The sequence below is a fragment of the Alkalimonas amylolytica genome (assembly GCF_900107845.1).
GTDB lineage: Bacteria > Pseudomonadota > Gammaproteobacteria > Enterobacterales > Alteromonadaceae > Alkalimonas > Alkalimonas amylolytica.
Window position 1 is genome coordinate 72,137 of sequence record NZ_FNRM01000009.1, and the last position, 17,816, is coordinate 89,952.

13 protein-coding genes are annotated in these 17,816 nt (G+C 50.3%); 5 read left to right on the top strand and 8 right to left on the bottom strand.

Features of this window, described 5'->3' with window-relative positions; all coding sequences use genetic code 11:
- Positions 1–125: 125 nt before the first annotated feature.
- The 4 genes from recR to apt form a co-directional block, all read right to left on the bottom strand.
- On the bottom strand, positions 126–728 hold the full coding sequence (gene recR, locus BLW37_RS15605; RefSeq protein WP_091344594.1) for a recombination mediator RecR: 603 nt from the start codon (positions 726–728) through the stop codon (positions 126–128).
- Between the two features lie 14 nt (positions 729–742).
- The gene (locus BLW37_RS15610) at positions 743–1,069 is read right to left on the bottom strand and encodes a YbaB/EbfC family nucleoid-associated protein (RefSeq protein WP_091344595.1); all 327 of its coding nucleotides are present in this window, start codon (positions 1,067–1,069) and stop codon (positions 743–745) included.
- Positions 1,070–1,134: 65 nt separating this feature from the next.
- Entirely contained in the window at positions 1,135–3,201 is a 2,067-nt protein-coding gene (dnaX, locus tag BLW37_RS15615) for a DNA polymerase III subunit gamma/tau (protein ID WP_091344597.1), read from the bottom strand.
- A gap of 86 nt (positions 3,202–3,287) precedes the next feature.
- The gene (gene apt, locus BLW37_RS15620; RefSeq protein ID WP_091344598.1) at positions 3,288–3,836 is read right to left on the bottom strand and encodes an adenine phosphoribosyltransferase; all 549 of its coding nucleotides are present in this window, start codon (positions 3,834–3,836) and stop codon (positions 3,288–3,290) included.
- Between the two features lie 406 nt (positions 3,837–4,242).
- Between apt and BLW37_RS15625 the strand changes: the two genes are divergently transcribed.
- Positions 4,243–4,590 (top strand): TraR/DksA C4-type zinc finger protein, encoded by a 348-nt coding sequence (locus BLW37_RS15625; protein WP_091344600.1) that lies wholly within the window; start codon positions 4,243–4,245, stop codon positions 4,588–4,590.
- Between the two features lie 5 nt (positions 4,591–4,595).
- Here the strand turns inward: BLW37_RS15625 and BLW37_RS15630 are convergent, their stop codons facing one another.
- Positions 4,596–5,993: a putative 2OG-Fe(II) oxygenase gene (locus BLW37_RS15630; RefSeq protein WP_091344602.1), complete on the bottom strand. Its 1,398-nt coding sequence runs from the start codon at positions 5,991–5,993 to the stop codon at positions 4,596–4,598.
- Between the two features lie 153 nt (positions 5,994–6,146).
- Between BLW37_RS15630 and BLW37_RS15635 the strand changes: the two genes are divergently transcribed.
- Positions 6,147–6,848 carry a SapC family protein gene (locus BLW37_RS15635; RefSeq protein WP_091344603.1) on the top strand — a complete coding sequence of 234 codons (702 nt, stop codon included), beginning with the start codon at positions 6,147–6,149 and terminating at the stop codon, positions 6,846–6,848.
- A gap of 30 nt (positions 6,849–6,878) precedes the next feature.
- Here BLW37_RS15635 and BLW37_RS15640 read toward each other — a convergent pair whose 3' ends face one another.
- The 3 genes from BLW37_RS15640 to BLW37_RS15650 all read right to left on the bottom strand — a co-directional run bounded on the left by BLW37_RS15640 (position 6,879) and on the right by BLW37_RS15650 (position 14,138).
- On the bottom strand, positions 6,879–7,823 hold the full coding sequence (locus BLW37_RS15640; protein WP_091344605.1) for a class I SAM-dependent methyltransferase: 945 nt from the start codon (positions 7,821–7,823) through the stop codon (positions 6,879–6,881).
- A gap of 79 nt (positions 7,824–7,902) precedes the next feature.
- Positions 7,903–10,785, bottom strand: a complete 2,883-nt coding sequence (locus tag BLW37_RS15645; RefSeq protein ID WP_091344606.1) for a TonB-dependent receptor plug domain-containing protein — start codon at positions 10,783–10,785, stop codon at positions 7,903–7,905.
- A 497-nt stretch (positions 10,786–11,282) separates the two neighbouring features.
- Positions 11,283–14,138, bottom strand: a complete 2,856-nt coding sequence (locus tag BLW37_RS15650) for a TonB-dependent receptor plug domain-containing protein (protein ID WP_245785757.1) — start codon at positions 14,136–14,138, stop codon at positions 11,283–11,285.
- Between the two features lie 287 nt (positions 14,139–14,425).
- On the opposite strand from BLW37_RS15650, the gene dinG reads away from it, so the two are divergent.
- Genes dinG through priC form a run of 3 tightly spaced genes read left to right on the top strand, consistent with a single transcriptional unit; the run spans position 14,426 to position 17,815 of the window.
- Positions 14,426–16,471 carry an ATP-dependent DNA helicase DinG gene (dinG, locus tag BLW37_RS15655; RefSeq protein WP_091344608.1) on the top strand — a complete coding sequence of 682 codons (2,046 nt, stop codon included), beginning with the start codon at positions 14,426–14,428 and terminating at the stop codon, positions 16,469–16,471.
- A gap of 11 nt (positions 16,472–16,482) precedes the next feature.
- A complete protein-coding gene (locus tag BLW37_RS15660) occupies positions 16,483–17,262 on the top strand; it encodes a sulfite exporter TauE/SafE family protein (protein ID WP_091344609.1) in 780 nt (259 codons plus the stop codon).
- Between the two features lies 1 nt (position 17,263).
- Positions 17,264–17,815 carry a primosomal replication protein PriC gene (priC, locus tag BLW37_RS15665; RefSeq protein ID WP_091344611.1) on the top strand — a complete coding sequence of 184 codons (552 nt, stop codon included), beginning with the start codon at positions 17,264–17,266 and terminating at the stop codon, positions 17,813–17,815.
- Position 17,816: the final 1 nt, after the last annotated feature.

Sequence of the window (17,816 nt, forward strand, 5' to 3'; positions counted from 1 at the left end):
TAATGATGTAATGAATAGATACTGCTTGCCGCAGCCAGCGCCATGCCAGCAAGCGTTAAGCAATGCCGGACCAGCCGGCGTTAGGATGTTGTTTATATGGGGAGGAAAGCTGAGAATTTCAAGCGTTAGAAACGTTTTCGGCCACTAAAGGCATGAGACAAAGTCGAGCCATCCAGATATTCCAGCTCACCACCAACTGGCACACCCTGCGCCAAACGGGACACACTGATCTGCTGCCGATGACACAATTCAGCAATATAGTAAGCCGTTGCCTCCCCCTCCATGGTAGGGTTGGTCGCGAGAATAACTTCTTCGACGTCCCCTTTCGCCAACTGCTGCTCCAGACGATCCAGCCCCAGCTCGGCCGGGCCAATGCCATCCAGTGGCGACAGTTGGCCCATCAATACGAAGTAGCGGCCATCAAACTGACCGGTTTGCTCTATTGCCTGCAAGTCTGCCGAAGAGCCAACCACACAAAGCAAAGACGACTGACTGCGGGATGGATCACTACAGATAGCACAGAGTTCCTGCTCGGAAAAAGTACGGCAACTCTGGCATTGGCCAATATGCTCCATCGCATGCAGCAAGGCTGTACCCAGTTTTCGGCCACCTTCCCGGTTGCGCTCCAACAGTTGGAATGCCATGCGCTGGGCTGTTTTAGGCCCAACCCCAGGCAGCGCTTTTAACGCATCAATCAGTTGCTGCAGCAAAGGCGTATTGGCAGTCATAGGAGTTGCTTAGCTTAAAAAGGCATCTTAAAACCAGGAGGCAATTGCATGCCACCAGCTACCTGCGCCATCATTTCACGGTTGGTATCTTCCACTCTACGTACCGCATCGTTGATAGCTGCCGCCACCAAATCTTCCAGCATTTCTTTGTCGTCTTCCATCAAACTGTCATCCAGATGCACACGCTTGACCTGATGTGAGCCTGTCATGGTGACTTTCACCATGCCAGCACCGGATTCGCCAGTGACTTCCATATTGGCAATTTCCTGCTGCACTTTCTGCATTTTTTCCTGCATGGCTTGCGCCTGCTTCATCATGTTACCCATACCACCTTTAAACATGGCTTATCTCCTTAATCATGGCTGTTCGCCCATTGGCAATGGGCGCCAGCATACACAAAATGAATTTAATTAACCACCAGACTGTCGTCGATAAACTCAGCCGTTAGATTTTGTCGTATCGTTAAAAGGACAGGATCTTCGGCCATAATGCGTTGCACATAGCTCCGCCGTGCCTGGTCCAGCTGTTGCTGGATATCGCGTGGGCAGCCTGTCACTTCGGGCTGATAGACGATTTGCACTTCGGTCGCAGCCGGAAATGCAGTCAATACCAATTGCTCAATGCGATGACGAAACTCATCCGTTTCCAGGTGCTGTTCTGAATGAGCGACGATTAGCTGAACGCAACTGCCCACGACACTAGGGACTGAGTGCAGCAGAAACAGTCGATACAAGCCAGTTGCATTCACCTGTTCGATCAGAGCAGCCCAATCATCAATCTCATGTGCCGCTCGATAATGAAAACCGGCAGCATCCAGCGGCTGACCTAGCAATTGCTGCGCCCTTGGGCGCTCAGACTTTTTTGCTGCGCTTTCCTTTGTTACCAGCTCAGATGCAGGCGGTGTCGAAGCAGCCATCTGCTGGTTTTGCGAAGCAGCTGCAGGCACAGAGAGCTTATCGGCCACATCTGGCTCAGTACGTGCTGCAGGCACAGCTGGACGCGCAGCTTTACTTTGAGCCACAGTGGCAGCAGCACTGTGGCCTGCCGCCAAAGGTTGCACCCCACGCCTGGCTATAATGCTGGCGGTAATTGGATCCATCTGCGGCGACTCAGGCTGAGTCTGCAACTCTGGGAGTTCTGGCTGCTCTGACTCCTTGGTCAGCTCAGGTTGTGCTTCGGGCATGGATTCTACCGCCGGCGCTGTTTCCAAAGTCTGCTGAAATTCCATTTCAGGCTGAGTTGCAGCTAAGGAGGGAGACACAGTGTGGGCAAGCGGACTGCTTGCTGCCTCGGCTGCTGGTTGCGCCAATAGCGGTGGCTTTAACGCTTGTGCTCTTGGCCGTTTTTGCCCACTTGAACCCGATGGTGCAGAGGAAGACGCATCAGCAGACTGAGGTACAAACAACAAAGCCCGTAATAATGCCATTTCAAGGCCACTGCGGATATCCGGCGCATAAGGCAGCTCACGTTTCCCGCTGATCAATAGCTGGTAGTATAGCTGCAACGATTCGGCCTCTTGACTGGCTGCCAGCTCAGCAACAAAAACAGCCTGCTCGCCTGCAAGCTCTGCAGCATCCGGTTGAAACTGACAAATAGCAGCAAAATGCAATAACGCCAGCATATCATCAATCAATTGACTGGGCTGACTGGTTTGCAGCATCAGTGCATCCAACTGTTGCCGCATCTCCGCTACATCCTGTTGCAACACGGCTTGCAGCAAACGCTGTCCCCAGTGCTGTGGTAACAGACCCAACATGTCGCGCACCGCAGTGGCGGTAATGTGGCCATTGGTTTGGGCAATGGCCTGATCGGTTAAGCTAAGCGCATCACGCACACTGCCACGGGCCGCTTTGGCCAGCAAGACCAGTGCTTCCTGCTCTGCAGCTACCTGCTCTTGCTGCAGTACCCTACTCAGTTGTTGTAGCAGCTCAGCTTCCGTTAAAGCCTTTAGACTAAATTGCAGACAGCGTGATAAGACGGTAACCGGAAGTTTTTGCGGATCGGTAGTCGCCAGCAAAAACTTTACATGCGGTGGTGGTTCTTCCAGCGTTTTGAGCAGTGCATTGAAGCTATGCCGGGACAGCATGTGCACTTCGTCTATCAAATACACTTTGAAACGACCACGCGTTGGCGCGTATTGGACGTTATCCAGCAGATCGCGAGTATCTTCTACTTTAGTTCGGGAAGCAGCATCGATTTCCAACAAATCGACAAAGCGACCTGCTTCGATTTCAAGGCAACTACTGCACTGGCCGCAAGGCGTTGCTGTCACCCCCAGCTCGCAGTTGAGGCTTTTGGCAAAAATACGCGCTATGGTAGTTTTACCTACTCCTCGTGTACCGGTAAACAAATAGGCATGGTGCAAACGATCGGAGCTAAGCGCATTGCTTAAGGCTGACTTGACATGCTGCTGTCCCAACAGTTGACTGAACTGCTGAGGCCGCCATTTTCGTGCCAGCACCTGGTAGCTCATGCATACTCCTCGTTCATGGTCATCTTTGGCTTACGGAACCTAAGCTGCCTTCGTAAAAATACGGCCAGCTATGCAACCCAACGGGGTTAATGACCATCATAATCAACTAAAGACAGCACTTCGAGGCCTAATTTTTCGAGCCGCTGTATACCGCCAAGCTCAGGCAAAGCAATCACAAAAGCCGCATGCGTCACCTCACCACCGAGACGACGAATAAGCTGTGTTGTTGCTTCAATGGTACCGCCGGTTGCCAGTAAATCATCAACCATCAGGACTTTGTCGCCCTGATGAATGGCATCCATATGAAGTTCCAGGATATCCTCGCCATATTCCAGCTGATAACTTTGCGATATGCGCTCGCGTGGTAACTTGCCTTTTTTACGAACCGGTACAAAAGCCACACCCAGAGCATAGGCCAAAGGGGCACCAAAAATGAAACCGCGTGACTCTGTACCAACTACCTTATTGATGCCATGGTCTGCATAATGCTGCTTCAGCGCATCGATAACCTTTGCAAAAGCAGGACCATCCTGCATCAGGCTGGTGACATCACGAAAGAGAATGCCTGGCTTGGGGTAATCAGGGACTGTCTTAATGACTTGCTTTAGTTGCTCACTAAGGACGGGATTGGTCATGAGTAAATGGTATCCTGTATCAGTTTAGCTTTATCAAGAAACTGGCGTTAGCCAAAAATTTGTAGCCAGCGCACAATAGGGCCCTGCAGCAGCAAGACCACAAATACCACCAGAAAAGCCAAAAACTGTTTCAAATTAAAACTCTCTTTAAAATTCTCGTCAGCCACTGGAATACCTCATCGAATGCGTTGGGACAGAACCCATTATTCTAGCGGAAGAGCTGCGCTTGCACTATCCCTTTTACAGCAAAGAAAAGGCTAATCGTCTGCTCGCAGGCTAAGAGCAGGCTTTTGTGCCCTCTAAGACCCCTCTCCTAACGGAAACGTGCATGCGGTTTGATGTACATCACATCATGCCGCTATGGACTAAGCCATACTGCAGCATATGACCATAGCTAGGGTGTTGTATGTCCATCCGCCTGAATCAATTACGCACTCGATTGCTGGAAGAACAGCAACAGTTGCAGCAGCACATTGCACATGTCCTGGCTGGCCAGCCTAGCCTGGACTATCAACAATTGCACCTGAAGTTACAGCAATTGCCATTACCTCGCTGGCCGGAGCTGCTGCTGCATTGGCACACACCAGAGTTACGCGGCCCAAGCAAGCGGCTGGAAGCCGTGCAAGCAGCATTAAGCCAGATGGAGATTGGGCTTTACGGTATTTGCTGTGACTGTGAGAACAGAATAGAAGCAAAGCGGCTGGAGAGAGATCCAGCCGAACAACGATGTGCACAATGTCGTTTCAGCGGTTAACCGCATTAAGCCTTTGGTACCAGATCAAAAGCAATCGTCATGCGGGAATCACTGCCACTAAAAGGCACAGTGCCATGCCAGAAGTACGAAGGAAACAACACCAGTTGACCAACTTCAGGCTTCACATAACGCTCTACAGCCAGTTTGGGTTGGGTAGCCAAGCCTGGCTCACCAAACTTCAACCAGCCATCGACACTGCCTTGCTTTACTGTTTTGGGCAACTCCAGATAACAGGCGGATGATATCCAGCCTTTGGAGTGCACATGATTGCTATGAAAACCCTGCGACTTCAACAAGACCGACCAAATGCCATTAAATTGCCAATCTTGCTGGTTGCGTCTGGATAGTGGATGCTGCTTATCGGCACCAATATGCTGCAAATACTGCTCAATAGCTGGTGCTATTGCTTGAGGAAAGGCCTGGATTGCCGGGTCTTTAAAGCGCAATAAGCTGGGCTGCTGACTACCATGCCGGACCGACTGACCAAACGGATGTGTCTGGAAATGATGATGTTGACGCACCGCTTGCTTTAACTCCGCAAGATAATCCGACATTGAAGACCAGCCCTGGGGCGTTTGCAATGCATAGGATTGAACCATGGATTTGTAATTGCATAAATCCTGATAGCGCTCATCTGCGGATAACCTGAGTGCTGTAGCCTGGACGGCCAATGCCAATTGGTCATCTGGCTGCTGCTGTACATAGCCATCAATCATCGGCAAGGCCTGAGCCGCCTGCTCATTTGCCATCAAGGCGTAACAATACGCCATTAAGGCCGGTGCGTACTGTGGAGCCATTGCATAGGCCCGTTTAGCGTGCACTAACGCCTGTTCATGGTCGCCATGATCCAAGGCAAGATGCGTAGCAGTACTTAACAGCACTTCATCCTCCATGAACAATAAAGTATCCGCCAACACCTTATAGCCAACGGCAATATCTCCCGCACCTTCAAACACACGAGCCAGAGTAAGTCTGAGTACAGGGTTATCCGGGTGCTGTTTTATCGCTGCAATTAAAGTAGCGACAGTCTGCTGAATATTGGCAGATTGCATCCATAAAAGCTGGGCTAGCTCCAAATGCGCCTCTGCAAGCACAGGATCAATAGCCAGCGCCTGGCGGTAAGCTTGCTCAGCCTCAGCCAAATGATGCAACCCCTGCTCAGCTCGGGCCAACACTAGCCAGGTTGCTGCATGTTTAGAACCAAGCTGCAAGGCCATGCGGGCATGATAGCGAGCATCATGCAGCAAATCCGCATCCGCGTATGCAGTCGCCAGGTTGTGCTCAGGAATAGGATCCTGGGGTGATAACAAACAGGCTTGCTTGTACAAAGCAATTGCTTCTTCATAGCGTTGTTGTTGCTTAAGTTGTTTCGCCTGTTGTGTTAACGCTGATAACTCGCTCATGATGCCAATGGTCTTAATGGTGCGTGCCGTTATATGTACCACAACTGAGCTAAGTGACCAAGCAAAACGCCCACCCAGGCATCACTGTTGACAGTCTGCCGGATGGCAAGTAAGTTACCGACACAAGAATAGCTAACAAGGAATCAAGCCCAGATGTTTAACAATCCAGTACCGGTGAGCCCGGAGCAACACAGCGCAATCAAAATTCGTCAGCAGGGAACCATTGAGCATTTAATCGACCGGCAATTTGTCCCGGTTTTTTTTGGTGAGTTCAACAAGGTTTCAGCTCACTACCCGATCTTTTTTGTCTACGAAGAGCAAAGTAAGCAATACCGTCCCATCGCCGTTTTTGGCTTGCTGGAGAAACAAAACCTGTTCCTGCAACAAGGTCGCTGGGATGCAGCCTATGTGCCGGCAACATTGCGCAGCTATCCATTTAGCATAGCCCGGGCTGAAAACACCGACGATCAGTGGATGGTCTGTATCCACCCTGAATCTGAATTGGTCAGTACCACTGAGGGACAAGCCATCTTTGATGAGAATAAGCAACCGACCGAGTTTTACCAGAACCTGACCAATTTCCTGCAGGACTTGCTGGCACACGAAATGGTCAGTGTGGAAATAACCACTCTGCTGCAACAACTGGACCTGTTTAAAGAAGAAGCGCTCAAGTTTACCGACAGCAGCGGCAAGCAAGGCGCTCTGAATGGCTTCCATGTGATTGATCAGGAAAAGCTGGCAGCATTAAGTGATAGCGACTTCTTAAAATTACGTCAACACAATGCCCTGGATGCCATTTACCATCATTTAAGCTCTTTAGATCGGGTGAGCGATTTAGTGCGTCGCCTGGGCTAAGCCAAAGAGTTTGTCCTGTTTCAAAGCCCGCTAAGCGGGCTTTTTGTTACCCTTAACAAACCACCCTAAGGTTTTACCTGCTAACTCAAATGGCTCAATATGGTACTGCAATTGCCAGGGGTGCCACTGTGCTCGGCACAGTGCATCCAACTGCTGGTAATCCATAGCAACCTGCTGCATGGCTTCACCGCGTTGTTGACTGTCCACTAACTCGGTTTGCATTCGCTCAAGCCAATCAAGTAGCTCCGATAATTGATAAGAGCGCACCTTAGCAGCCAACTCGGCACAATCCTGATAAAACTGTCGGATCTGCCTACTGACCGGCCCGATTTGTTGTAACAGCCGCTGTGCGTGCTGCAAAGCCTGCATTAAAGCATTTCGGGCTGCTGCCATCTCGCTCTCCGTTGCTGCAGAATCGTGTTGCGCCACACGAAACCAGTGGCTGACCTTAGTAAAGAATTGCTCATCCTGCATGAAACGAATCATGCGGTTATTGCGGGCACATTGCCGGAAGATTTCACTGTCGCTGTGATGCACCAGCAACAATAGGACACCATCAACCGCAACCATACGGCCTGCTTCACGAAAGCCAGCTTCGCCCCCATATTCAATGCCAAACTGGCTGACCACCAATTGCTGGCTGTGATCGGCTAGCGTCACCGCCGCCAAATCGCATTGCAAAGGTTGTATACGCTCGAAACGCGCTTGCAACTGGTGCAATGCCTGAGCTGAGCTATCCACTGCATGCAACACGGGTTCAGGCCGATACAGCCCAAAAAACGACATGAGCTGCGCAGTCAGATCACCAGCACCGGCCGCCAGTTCAACGGCGGATGTCATGGCTTTTGGCGTATTTTGTAGCAGTTGTGCTTGCCAGAACTGACCAAGCTGCCTTTGCTCGTTATCACTTAAGGGCAAAGCCGCTGCACTGCCCTTGGCCCAGTACCTGTCCCAGCTTGATTTGCTGTCCGTCATATCACTGCCTGTTTAAACTCGCTGTTAAGCAGAAATAAAAAGCCCTCACAAGGAGGGCTTTACATCGCTATACCGACTATCAGAAGCGCTGTTGGATTCCGAAGAATACATAACGACCAGTTGAATCCCAGAAACCTGGGTCAGTGTTCGCAGACAGAGCCGCTGAATAGTATGGCGGATCATTATCCAGCACGTTGTTCACACCGACACTCAGACGGGTACCTTCACCAACCATCCACTGAACAGTCAGATCCAGGTAGTTCTCAGCAGAGTGGTTTTCCTGGTTCGCAACACGGCTTGGGTGGTTATCCACTTTGCCAAGATGACGCCAGTTGGCAGAAATGGTCACATCCCATGGCGTCATCCAGGTAGCACGCAAGTTGTGCTGCCACTTAGGCACCGGCTCAGTACATACGCCACCCCATTTGCCAGCACACTCGTTCAGGGTGCCACCAGCAATCGGCTGATTATCGTACTTCTGGAAGTAAGTACCGGTTAAAGAGAAGCGCAACCGGCCCATATCATTCAGATTCATGGTGTACATGGAGTTGACGTCGATACCAGTCCGTTGCAGGAAGCCGATATTCACGTTAGTAGCAATAACCTGACCACCGTCTAACCACAAGGCTTGGTTAACTGGGGCACGTTGTACCAAGCTACAGAACCTTTCGTCACCCGTATCCAAACAGTTATTTACCGCAGTAATTGGTGGAATATTGGAGATAGCTTTTTCCACTTTAATGTCGAAGTAATCGACAGAGAAGTCAAACCCATCAATAAAGCTTGGACGGAACACAAAACCAACCGATTTGGTTTTGGACTCTTCCGGATCCAGATCCGGGTTACCTCCAGTCAACTGGTTGTATTGGTTGGCCGGGCTGTTCGGGATGGAGCCGTAACGATCAGCAGTTACCCCAGTGCGCTGACAATCTGCCAGGGAACGTTGCGGGGTTTCACCACCACATGGATCGGCGTTCCACTGGAACAAGCCGGCGCCTTGTGATGCAAACAATTCACGGATGTTGGCAGCACGGGCAGCTATCTGGTAGCTGGCACGCAGTTTAAAGTCCTGGGTAATATCCCAACCCAACGCATACTTCTGAGTAGTCGTGGTTTTACCAGTATCGTACTCGGAGTAACGGAAACCTAAATCCAATACCAGGCTTTCGGCAAATGGAGCATCCTCAACCAGGTAGATTTTAGCTTCAGAGAAAACTTCATCCACGCTGACTGAACCAGCAACAGGCAGAGATGGACCGCCCTGACCAGCCCCCTCGAAGTCGATGTAACCACGGTCTGGAGCAAAGGTCAGGGTATCGCGGCGGGTTGACACACCTAATAACAGCTCAACGCCATACTCAGCAAAGGGTGATTTGATGCCATAGTCGGTTAGGTCACCCAATACATAACCCGTGAACTCAGTTAAACCTGTGGTACCACGCGAGAACAATGGCAAGGTCAGGTAATCAATCTGCGCCTGGTTAATAGCACCTTCGGTAAACAGGTTGTAAGGCACACAGGTAGGATCAGAGCCATCCGCCACTGAACGACAAATGGCATTGCCATCTGCATCGCTGACAACATCCAAGGCACGGGCAATACGTGATTTACTGAAGTCATTGAAGTAAGTTTGCGAGTAATTGACCTGGGCAAAGTTGACGTAAGCGTCATAGGTCCACTGGTCGTTGATTTCACCACGAATACCTAAGACTGCACGGTGTGAGTTGTGCTCGCGATCATCGATACGTGGGCCACCTTCAATGTTACGTTTCGCAACAAAGGCTGACACAGAATCATCACGGGTTAAACCACGGTTACCACAAAGCGCATTAAACTGCTGATCCGACATCAGTGGGTTAGAACAAGTCAATGTAACCGGCACAAAGAAAGCACCTGACTCGGCAATTTGCGAACGGCTGCTGTTGTGGGTATAACCCAACTCGGCATACAATTCAACGTTGTTGTTAAAGGCATATTTACCAAAGGCACCTAAGGCAACACGCTCATCCGGACGCTGGAAGTAGTTGACCGGGCCATAGTTGTACAAACGACCATCGTATTGAGCAAACTCGCTGCCCTGAGTAATAAAGTCGAAAGTAGAAAAGTCAGAAAAGCGTGGATCTGGTGCAGCACCCGAGCCACCACAACCAAAACCATTGACCGAGCCACCGGTCAGCGCACAGGCACTGAAATCACGATCGGATTGGAATACCGGTTTAATACGACGGTAGCTACCGAACATGGTAACATTGCCTTTACCATCGTCCGAGTTAAAGCCCATGATCAGGTTGTACATGTTGGAGTGGCCATCACGTACATTGCCATCCGGCAGTTCAAAGCCAGCATTGCGAACAGCTTGAGCTGCCGGGCTGCTGTTGCTGTTGTTGTGTTGATAGAAACTATGCTGGTAATCGAACTGAATACCTTCAAAGTCATCTTTCATCATGAAGTTAACAACACCAGCGATAGCATCAGAACCGTAAGTTGCTGAAGCACCGCCAGTTAACAGCTCAACGTTTTTGATCAGTTGCGCAGGAATCTGATTCAAATCAGGTACACCACCTCCAGCTGATGGCGAACCACCAACCATGCGGCGACCGTTGATCAGTGTCAAAGTACGCTTGGACTCTAGACCACGCAAAGAAATGGTAGCGGTACCATTGGCACCATTGTTGGTGGTAGCGGCTTGGCCAGCAAACACTTGTGGCAAGTCGCTTACTAGGTCTTCAGTACGAATGGTTCCGGCAAACTCAAACTCTTCTGAGGTAACCTGGGTGATAGGGCTGGAGGTAACCACGTTGGCAGATTGAGGAATACGGGAACCCGTAACCTGAATACGCTCAACTCGCTCAGCTTCTTGCTCGTCAGCGGCGGCAACTTGTGCTGTCAGAGCAGTCGCCGAAGCGGCTCCAAAAGCAATCGCCAAGCGCACAGCTTTGCTTAATTTATTATTCGTATACATGTATTTCTCCCTGGACCACTATGAGTTAGTGATTCTATTTTTCACCTAAGCCAGAACTTTACGGCATCTGGCATTCCGCTTAAACCGGGGAAACCCCGATCCGTCACTCTTTGATGATAAACGTAATTTTTCGCCAGGGTCAACTAGTTTGATGAATGTTTTTCAGAGTTCAGCGGCGTTGCTTTTAAAGGATTTCTGATGTAGCGCATACTGAAGTATCGCGGGCTGCAACTTGAAAGGGTGTAAAACAAGCGGATTCTCTTTAAAAGTTCCGAATAATCTAAATTTAGCGAGCAATTGCCATATTCTTTTTGTACACATTTCGTGACAGTATTGCCGGACTTACAGACAAATAATTGCATTCCAACAAGTTTTAGGCTGACATCACATACGAAGCGCAATCAGCCGCAGTGTTTAAAACTCAACAATAAAAAAACACCAGCCGAAGCTGGTGTTTTCATGCAGATAAAATGGTTGCTTAACCTAAGCTGCTTTACTTAGAAAGTGTAGTTCACACCTAAAGTGAAGCGCTGTCCCATCATATCGTAGTAGTTACCATTGTTGTACATACCCGGAAGACGCGGTGGCGTCCGATCGAACATGTTCAAAATACCAGCACGAACTTGCAGATTATCATTCACGTTGTAGCGTGAGGTCAGATCCCAGGTGATGTACGAAGGTACATCGTTGTAGTTGTTCTGGTTAGGTGTCCACTCGTTATTCAAAACAGAGCTATGACGGTGTGTCATGGTCAGAACCGCTGAGAAATCCTGATAGTTGTAGCTAGTGATTAAACGGTTACGCCAGCGTGGACGCGCTTGTTCACCAGTGTTGACAACTTCATCTTCAGCAAAACCCGTCTGGTTAAAGGTACGCTCTTCCAGATAGGTGCCGATCCAACGCACACCAAAGTCACCAAAGTCGGTGCTGAAACGGTAGTTCGCTTCAATATCCACACCTGAAGTAGTACTTAATGCTGAGTTAATTGGCTTCTGGAAGAAGTTTACAATTTCAAACGTATTCGGATCACGCTCAATCAGCGGGCAGAATACGTTATCAATTGAATTCGACTGATAGCAGTAACGAACCAGGTTGTTCGCGGTGAAAGATTGAATCATGTTGGACATGTCAAACTTCCAGTAATCCACTGTCAGGCTGAAATCATCCAGGAAGCTTGGGTTGTAAACAAAACCAATGGTAATGTCTTTGGCAATTTCATTGGTCAAATCGGTGTTACCAATGATAAAGCCTGGACGGGTTGAACCAAACCACTCTTGCGATGGCTCAAAGTTAGCCGGAATGCCCTGAGCAGCACAGTTGTTCAGGATGTTTTCACGGTAGTTTGGGTTCAGTGCATCACGCTGGCTGGTAGCACAAAGGTCAGTGATGCTAGCAAACGTCTGCCCTGGTGGGTTGAACAACTCACCAATATTCGGTGCACGTACAGACTTAGAGCGATTAAGACGCACACGCAGCTCGTCATTGATTTCCCAGTTCAGGCCAATTTTCCAAGCCGTATCCGAACCAGAGGTCGAATAACGCATCGCACGACCGGCGGTTTCGAAGGTAAGGTTTTCAACGAAAGCCATGCCTTCAATCAATGGGATTGAAAACTCCGCCGAGATTTCTTTTACATCAAAATCACCGGATAATGGCTGAGACTGGTTGTTAAACAACAAGCCTGCACGCATTGCCGGATCTGGCAGCGTCTTAGCTTTTTCTTTACGGTATTCAACAGCAAAAGCAGCGGCTAACCAGCCGGCAGGCAGTTCCATGATATCGCCACTGACTGCAGCGCCAATCACGTGCTGTTGGATGGACGAACGACGAATCGCATCGGTGCTCACCCAATCGTAAGCCTCATCGCTGTACAGACCACGGCCAAAGATGTTTAGTGGTAAACAGCCCTGTGCACGGGCGATTTCATCGCGACAAACCACCTGGCCGTTCAGTTCAATGGCATCAATCGCATCGTAGAAACGATCTTCATACATCTCACCGTACCACTCGGTATCGGCTTGAACATGGCCAGATGTCATATAAACATCATACATCCAGTTGTCGTTAATGGCGCCATCAAAACCAAGAGAAATCCGCGCTAAAGTACGGTCTTGTGAATACTGACGATTACCGAAATCAGAAGCCAGATAGCCCATGGAAACTGCACCACGTGGATCAAAGCCAAGGTTTTGCTGGCTGATCAGATCACGGGCAGCCTGCGGTAATAAGGCATTGTCACCATAGGCAATAAAGTTCAGGAAAGCTGGCGAGCTCTCACCGTACGCGTCTGTTTTGGATAAATTCAGCTCCATTTGCATACGATGATCATCGTTAAACTCGTAATTCATGTTGGTTACAAAGTTAATCCGATCAAGCGGAGTACGCATAAAGCTGTTTTCAGCAAAGTTGTAGCCTTCACCACCCAGGTAATCGACCCGGCCAGAAGTCAGTGGTGGCAGCGGCTCACCCAACTGCTGCGGGCGCATGGTACCATCTTCGCTGAAGGTATAACGGGTGCCACCTGCTGCGAAGGTACCAGTTTTGGTGTAAGATGCCAGTACCTGCTGACCATAACCCCAGACAACCGCGGCAGGGCTGTTCGGGTCATTAGGATCACGATTTGGGTTACGAATTACGATCGGCGCTTCACGCAAAAAGTCGCGATCCATGAAACTGATTTGCTTTTGACGCGCCCAGCTCAGGTTAGAAATAAAGCTGGCGCGGCCTAAATCAGCACCAAAGGTCAAAGAAGCATACTCTTCCTCACCGCCGCTTTGACGAGTTTGCGTGGTAGAGACATCGATGGTGACACCATCGTAAGACGTTTTGGTAATGATGTTTACAACACCCGCCACAGCATCAGAACCGTAAACCGCAGATGAACCACCGGTAGTGATTTCGATACGGTCAATCATTGCAGTTGGAATGTTGTTTAAGTCAACTGCTGAGCTGCCCGGAGCACCAGAGATAAAGCGACGGCCGTTGACCAGCACCAGAGTACGGTTCGAGCCCAGACCACGTAGATCGGTGTTGTTCAAGCCACTGGCAAAAATGGTATTGTTGCTCGTCTCAGGTGATAAACCAATCAAGGTGTTCGGCATCCGGTGCAGTAAATCTGCCACATTGGTAACACCAGCATCAACAAGACCTTCACCGGTAATAACCGTTACTGGAGTTGGGGCAATTTCACCGATACGACGAATACGTGAACCTGTTACTTCAATACGCTCGATAGTTGTTGCTTCCTGCTCATTCACATCAGCAACAACGAATCCTGGAACAGCGGCCGCGGTTAAAGCGCCCACTGTCATTGCCAAGCGCACTGCTTTGGACAATTTGTTGTTTTTATACATTAGAAAGTCTCCCTGGTTGTCGTACATAGCGACAATCAAATTTTGTGAGGTGTTTTGTGCTTTTTGAAAAAAGCTTTGCCGAAATACCATGCAATAAAAAAGGCATTTCATACCCGATGCTATACATTTCACCCCTACCAGGTCAACCTTCTTGCTAAAATTTGCGATGAATGCAAATTTAAAGAGATGATTGGCAACTTGTACGATCTGCCTTGCTTTTAGGCAGTAATTGCTATCTGTAGCGTTAGTTTTTAGAATAGAGCGCTTGGACGTTCAGAAAAAATTACATGCTGCAAACTGAAACTCAACAAAGTATCCGCGCGATTCAGCAACAGATCCGTAACGCCTTGCCAAACTACCGCGTTCGACAAGGACAAAACCAACTGATTGCAGAAATCGCCCATACCATTGCCGGCAGTTACCACCGGCATCATCGCATTGCACTGGTTGAAGCCGGTACGGGAACCGGTAAGTCATTGGCCTATTTACTAGCCTGTATTCCTTATGTGCTCACACACAACAAAACGCTGGTGATTGCCACTGCTACCGTGGCTTTGCAAGAGCAATTAGTTCGTAAAGACTTACCCTTTTTTCAGCAACACGCCGGGCTCGATTTTGAGTTTTGTCTGGTTAAAGGCCGTCAGCGTTATGCTTGCATTGAACGCTTGCAAGAGATGCTGCAGCAGCCTGAGCTCTTCCCGGATGGCAGCGCTAAGCATCAGGCGCTAGCTACCAAGCTGCTGAAAGCCTGGCAACAGCGGCATTGGCTTGGCGATAGCGACAGCCTGCCATTTGCCGTGCCGGATGCACTCTGGCAACAGATCCAGGCCGATCCCTACCATTGCCATCGCGGCAGCCGCCGTCACCAACACTGTCCATTCCACTTGGCTCGGGCTGAAATTGCCGGCAGCCAGGTGCTGGTGACCAACCAGGCTTTTTTGCTGGCCGATTTGGAAGCAGGCTCTGCGCAGTTACCACCGCCGGAAGACTGTGTCTATGTGATTGATGAAGGCCACCACCTGGTGGATAGTGCCCGCAGTTTTTTATCGGCCAGTGCGCCCTTGCTGCAACAAGAGCTGTGGCTGGAGAAAGCGCTGAAATTCAGTCAGCGCATGCAGGCGAATCTGCCGGAGTCAGCACTTAAAACCGCCATCAAACTGCAGGAGCTGATCGATGATTACCGCCGCGATTATCAGCCCATTCAACAGCAACTAGCTGCTTTTATCCCTGCCTGGTTTAGTAACAAGCCGCAGTTTCGTTTTGCCGATGCAGCTTTACCGCTGCTACTGAGCCAGCAGGCCGAGTCGCTGGCAAAATCCAGCCGCCAGGTGCTCAATCAACTGGAGCAGCTGCACCAAAAAATTCGTGAGGCGATTTTAGAGCAACAATTTCCTACCCGAGCTATCAGCAGCACCTTGCAGGAGCTGTCGTCTTTTGATCAGAAATTTAGCCAGCAACAGGCATTGTGGCAGCTTTGGGCCGAGCCTCAGCATGCGCATGTTTATCAGGCCCGTTGGGTCGAGCAACCAGAGCAACAACCCCACCAAATTACCGGCTGTGCCAGCCCACTCCGGGTACAGGCGCAACTGGAGCGTCTGTTGTTTCGGCCGGCTTTTGCCTGTGTGCTCTGCTCTGCGACCCTGACCGCCCTCAACTGCTTCAGCTATCCGCTGCGTGAGCTAGGGCTGGATCAGTGGGAAGGGGTGCGCACGCTAAAAGTCGACTCGCCTTTCGCCTATGCCGAGCAAGGTCATATTCTGCTGCCAAAAATGCAGCATGAACCGACTGCGGATGGTTTTACGGATGAACTCTGTCAGTTGTTGCCCGATTATTTGCCCAGGCAACAAGCCAGTCTGGTGCTGTTTGCTTCTTACTGGCAAATGAATCAGGTCGCTGAGGTCTTGCGCACCAAAGGATTTGAGTTATTGGTGCAAGGTGAAGCGGCCCGGCAAAAGCTGCTGGAGCAGCATCGGCAGAATGTGGCAGAGCACAAAACCAGTATTTTATTTGGCACCCAAAGCTTTGCCGAAGGGCTGGATTTACCGGGCAATTTGCTGACCAATCTGGTGATCACCAAGTTGCCTTTTGCGGTGCCAACCTCACCGCTGGAGGAGGCCATGAGTGAAGCGGTGACTAAACAAGGTGGCAACCCTTTTTTACAACTAACGGTACCTGCAACAGCGAAGAAACTGGTACAGGCTTGTGGTAGACTACTGCGGCAAGAGCAGGACAGCGGTCAAATTGTGATTTTGGACCGACGCCTGGTCAGCAAAACCTATGGTAAAGCGATGCTCGATGCGCTACCGCCATTTAAACGCAGCATTCACTATTAAGGCCTGTCGAATTGTTCGCTGAATTTGCCATCGAACCCAGTGTTCTGCTTATACTTTGCGCCGTTGCTTTTACCGCTGGCTATATTGATGCCATTGCCGGTGGCGGTGGCCTGTTGACTATCCCGGCCCTGCTTACCGCAGGCCTGCCACCGCACCTGGCGCTTGGTACCAACAAGCTGGCCGCTACTTTCGGCTCCTTAACCGCCTCGGTGACTTATTACCGCAAACGTTTGTTTGACCCTGTGTACTGGCGCCGTAGTCTGCTCTATACCGGTATCGGTGCTGCTTTAGGCACCCTGCTGGTTGATCAGCTCAGCAGCGCTGCACTGGAAAAGTATCTACCGGTGGTCATTTTACTGGCTGCTGTCTATACGCTGTTTAACCGCATTGTGCCTGACGATCAACTCGAACTGCCGAAACAAAACCGCCGGCTGTTCTGGCAACAACGAAGTCAGGGGTTGGCGCTGGGCTTTTACGATGGAGTTGCAGGCCCGGGTACCGGCGCCTTCTGGATGGTGTCTACCATGGCACTGTACCGCATCAATTTGTTGCTGACCTGCGGTGTGGCCCGCACTATGAATTTTATCAGTAATGGCGTCTCTCTGGCGGTATTTTTGTTGCTGGGTCATGTCTTTATTCTGCTTGGCCTGGCAATGGGGCTTTGCTTGATGGCAGGTGCCTGGCTGGGTGCCCACTCCGCCATTCGCTTTGGCAGCCGCTTTATCCGCCCCGTCTTTATCAGCGTAGTGGTGGCCATAGCGCTGCGCCTGGCCTGGCAGGCCTGGAGTTAGTATGTCGGCGCTCAGCGAGCTAAAACAACGTTTAGAGCAATTGCGTGAACAGGCCAGAACCCTGGATCAGGCACCGATGCCCGGCAAGCCACTGGATTGGTTTCAGACCGATCTGTTTAGTTGTCACTCACCTTACCTGACCGATTATGTGGATGAAGCCTTGCAGCAATTAAGGCGACTGGATCAGTATAGCTCGGGGCGGCAAGCTGTGAGCTCTGAGCACCAGCAGCGACTGGCTGAGCGCATCGCAGCCCAGTGCAATGCACTGACCCGGGCTTTTGCCAACAGCCAAACCCGGAAAAACTTTAAAGTGAGCAAACGTAAAGCCCAACAAGTGGTGCAGCGCATTACACAGTCCAGCCGTGATCTATATCAGCAACTGAGTCAGTACAAAGAATTCGAACAACGTTTGGAAGACATGCTCCGTCTTGCCCAGCAACAAAACCAGGAGGTGCAGCAGCAACTGGCGTTGCAGGCACGGTTAGGACGCTGTCGTCGCGCCATCAGCGAGGTGGAGCAGCAAATTCAATTTCAGGAGCAGCACAAGCGCTGAT

Bases quoted from the DNA above. Each gene is read 5' to 3' on its own strand.
- BLW37_RS15625 (WP_091344600.1), top strand. From the start codon at position 4,243: ATGTCCATCCGCCTGAATCAATTACGCACTCGATTGCTGGAAGAACAG.
- BLW37_RS15630 (WP_091344602.1), bottom strand. From the start codon at position 5,993: ATGAGCGAGTTATCAGCGTTAACACAACAGGCGAAACAACTTAAGCAA.
- dinG (WP_091344608.1), top strand. From the start codon at position 14,426: ATGCTGCAAACTGAAACTCAACAAAGTATCCGCGCGATTCAGCAACAG.
- BLW37_RS15645 (WP_091344606.1), bottom strand. From the start codon at position 10,785: ATGTATACGAATAATAAATTAAGCAAAGCTGTGCGCTTGGCGATTGCT.
- apt (WP_091344598.1), bottom strand. From the start codon at position 3,836: ATGACCAATCCCGTCCTTAGTGAGCAACTAAAGCAAGTCATTAAGACA.
- BLW37_RS15635 (WP_091344603.1), top strand. From the start codon at position 6,147: ATGTTTAACAATCCAGTACCGGTGAGCCCGGAGCAACACAGCGCAATC.
- dnaX (WP_091344597.1), bottom strand. From the start codon at position 3,201: ATGAGCTACCAGGTGCTGGCACGAAAATGGCGGCCTCAGCAGTTCAGT.
- BLW37_RS15650 (WP_245785757.1), bottom strand. From the start codon at position 14,138: ATGTATAAAAACAACAAATTGTCCAAAGCAGTGCGCTTGGCAATGACA.
- BLW37_RS15610 (WP_091344595.1), bottom strand. From the start codon at position 1,069: ATGTTTAAAGGTGGTATGGGTAACATGATGAAGCAGGCGCAAGCCATG.
- BLW37_RS15640 (WP_091344605.1), bottom strand. From the start codon at position 7,823: ATGACGGACAGCAAATCAAGCTGGGACAGGTACTGGGCCAAGGGCAGT.
- recR (WP_091344594.1), bottom strand. From the start codon at position 728: ATGACTGCCAATACGCCTTTGCTGCAGCAACTGATTGATGCGTTAAAA.
- priC (WP_091344611.1), top strand. From the start codon at position 17,264: ATGTCGGCGCTCAGCGAGCTAAAACAACGTTTAGAGCAATTGCGTGAA.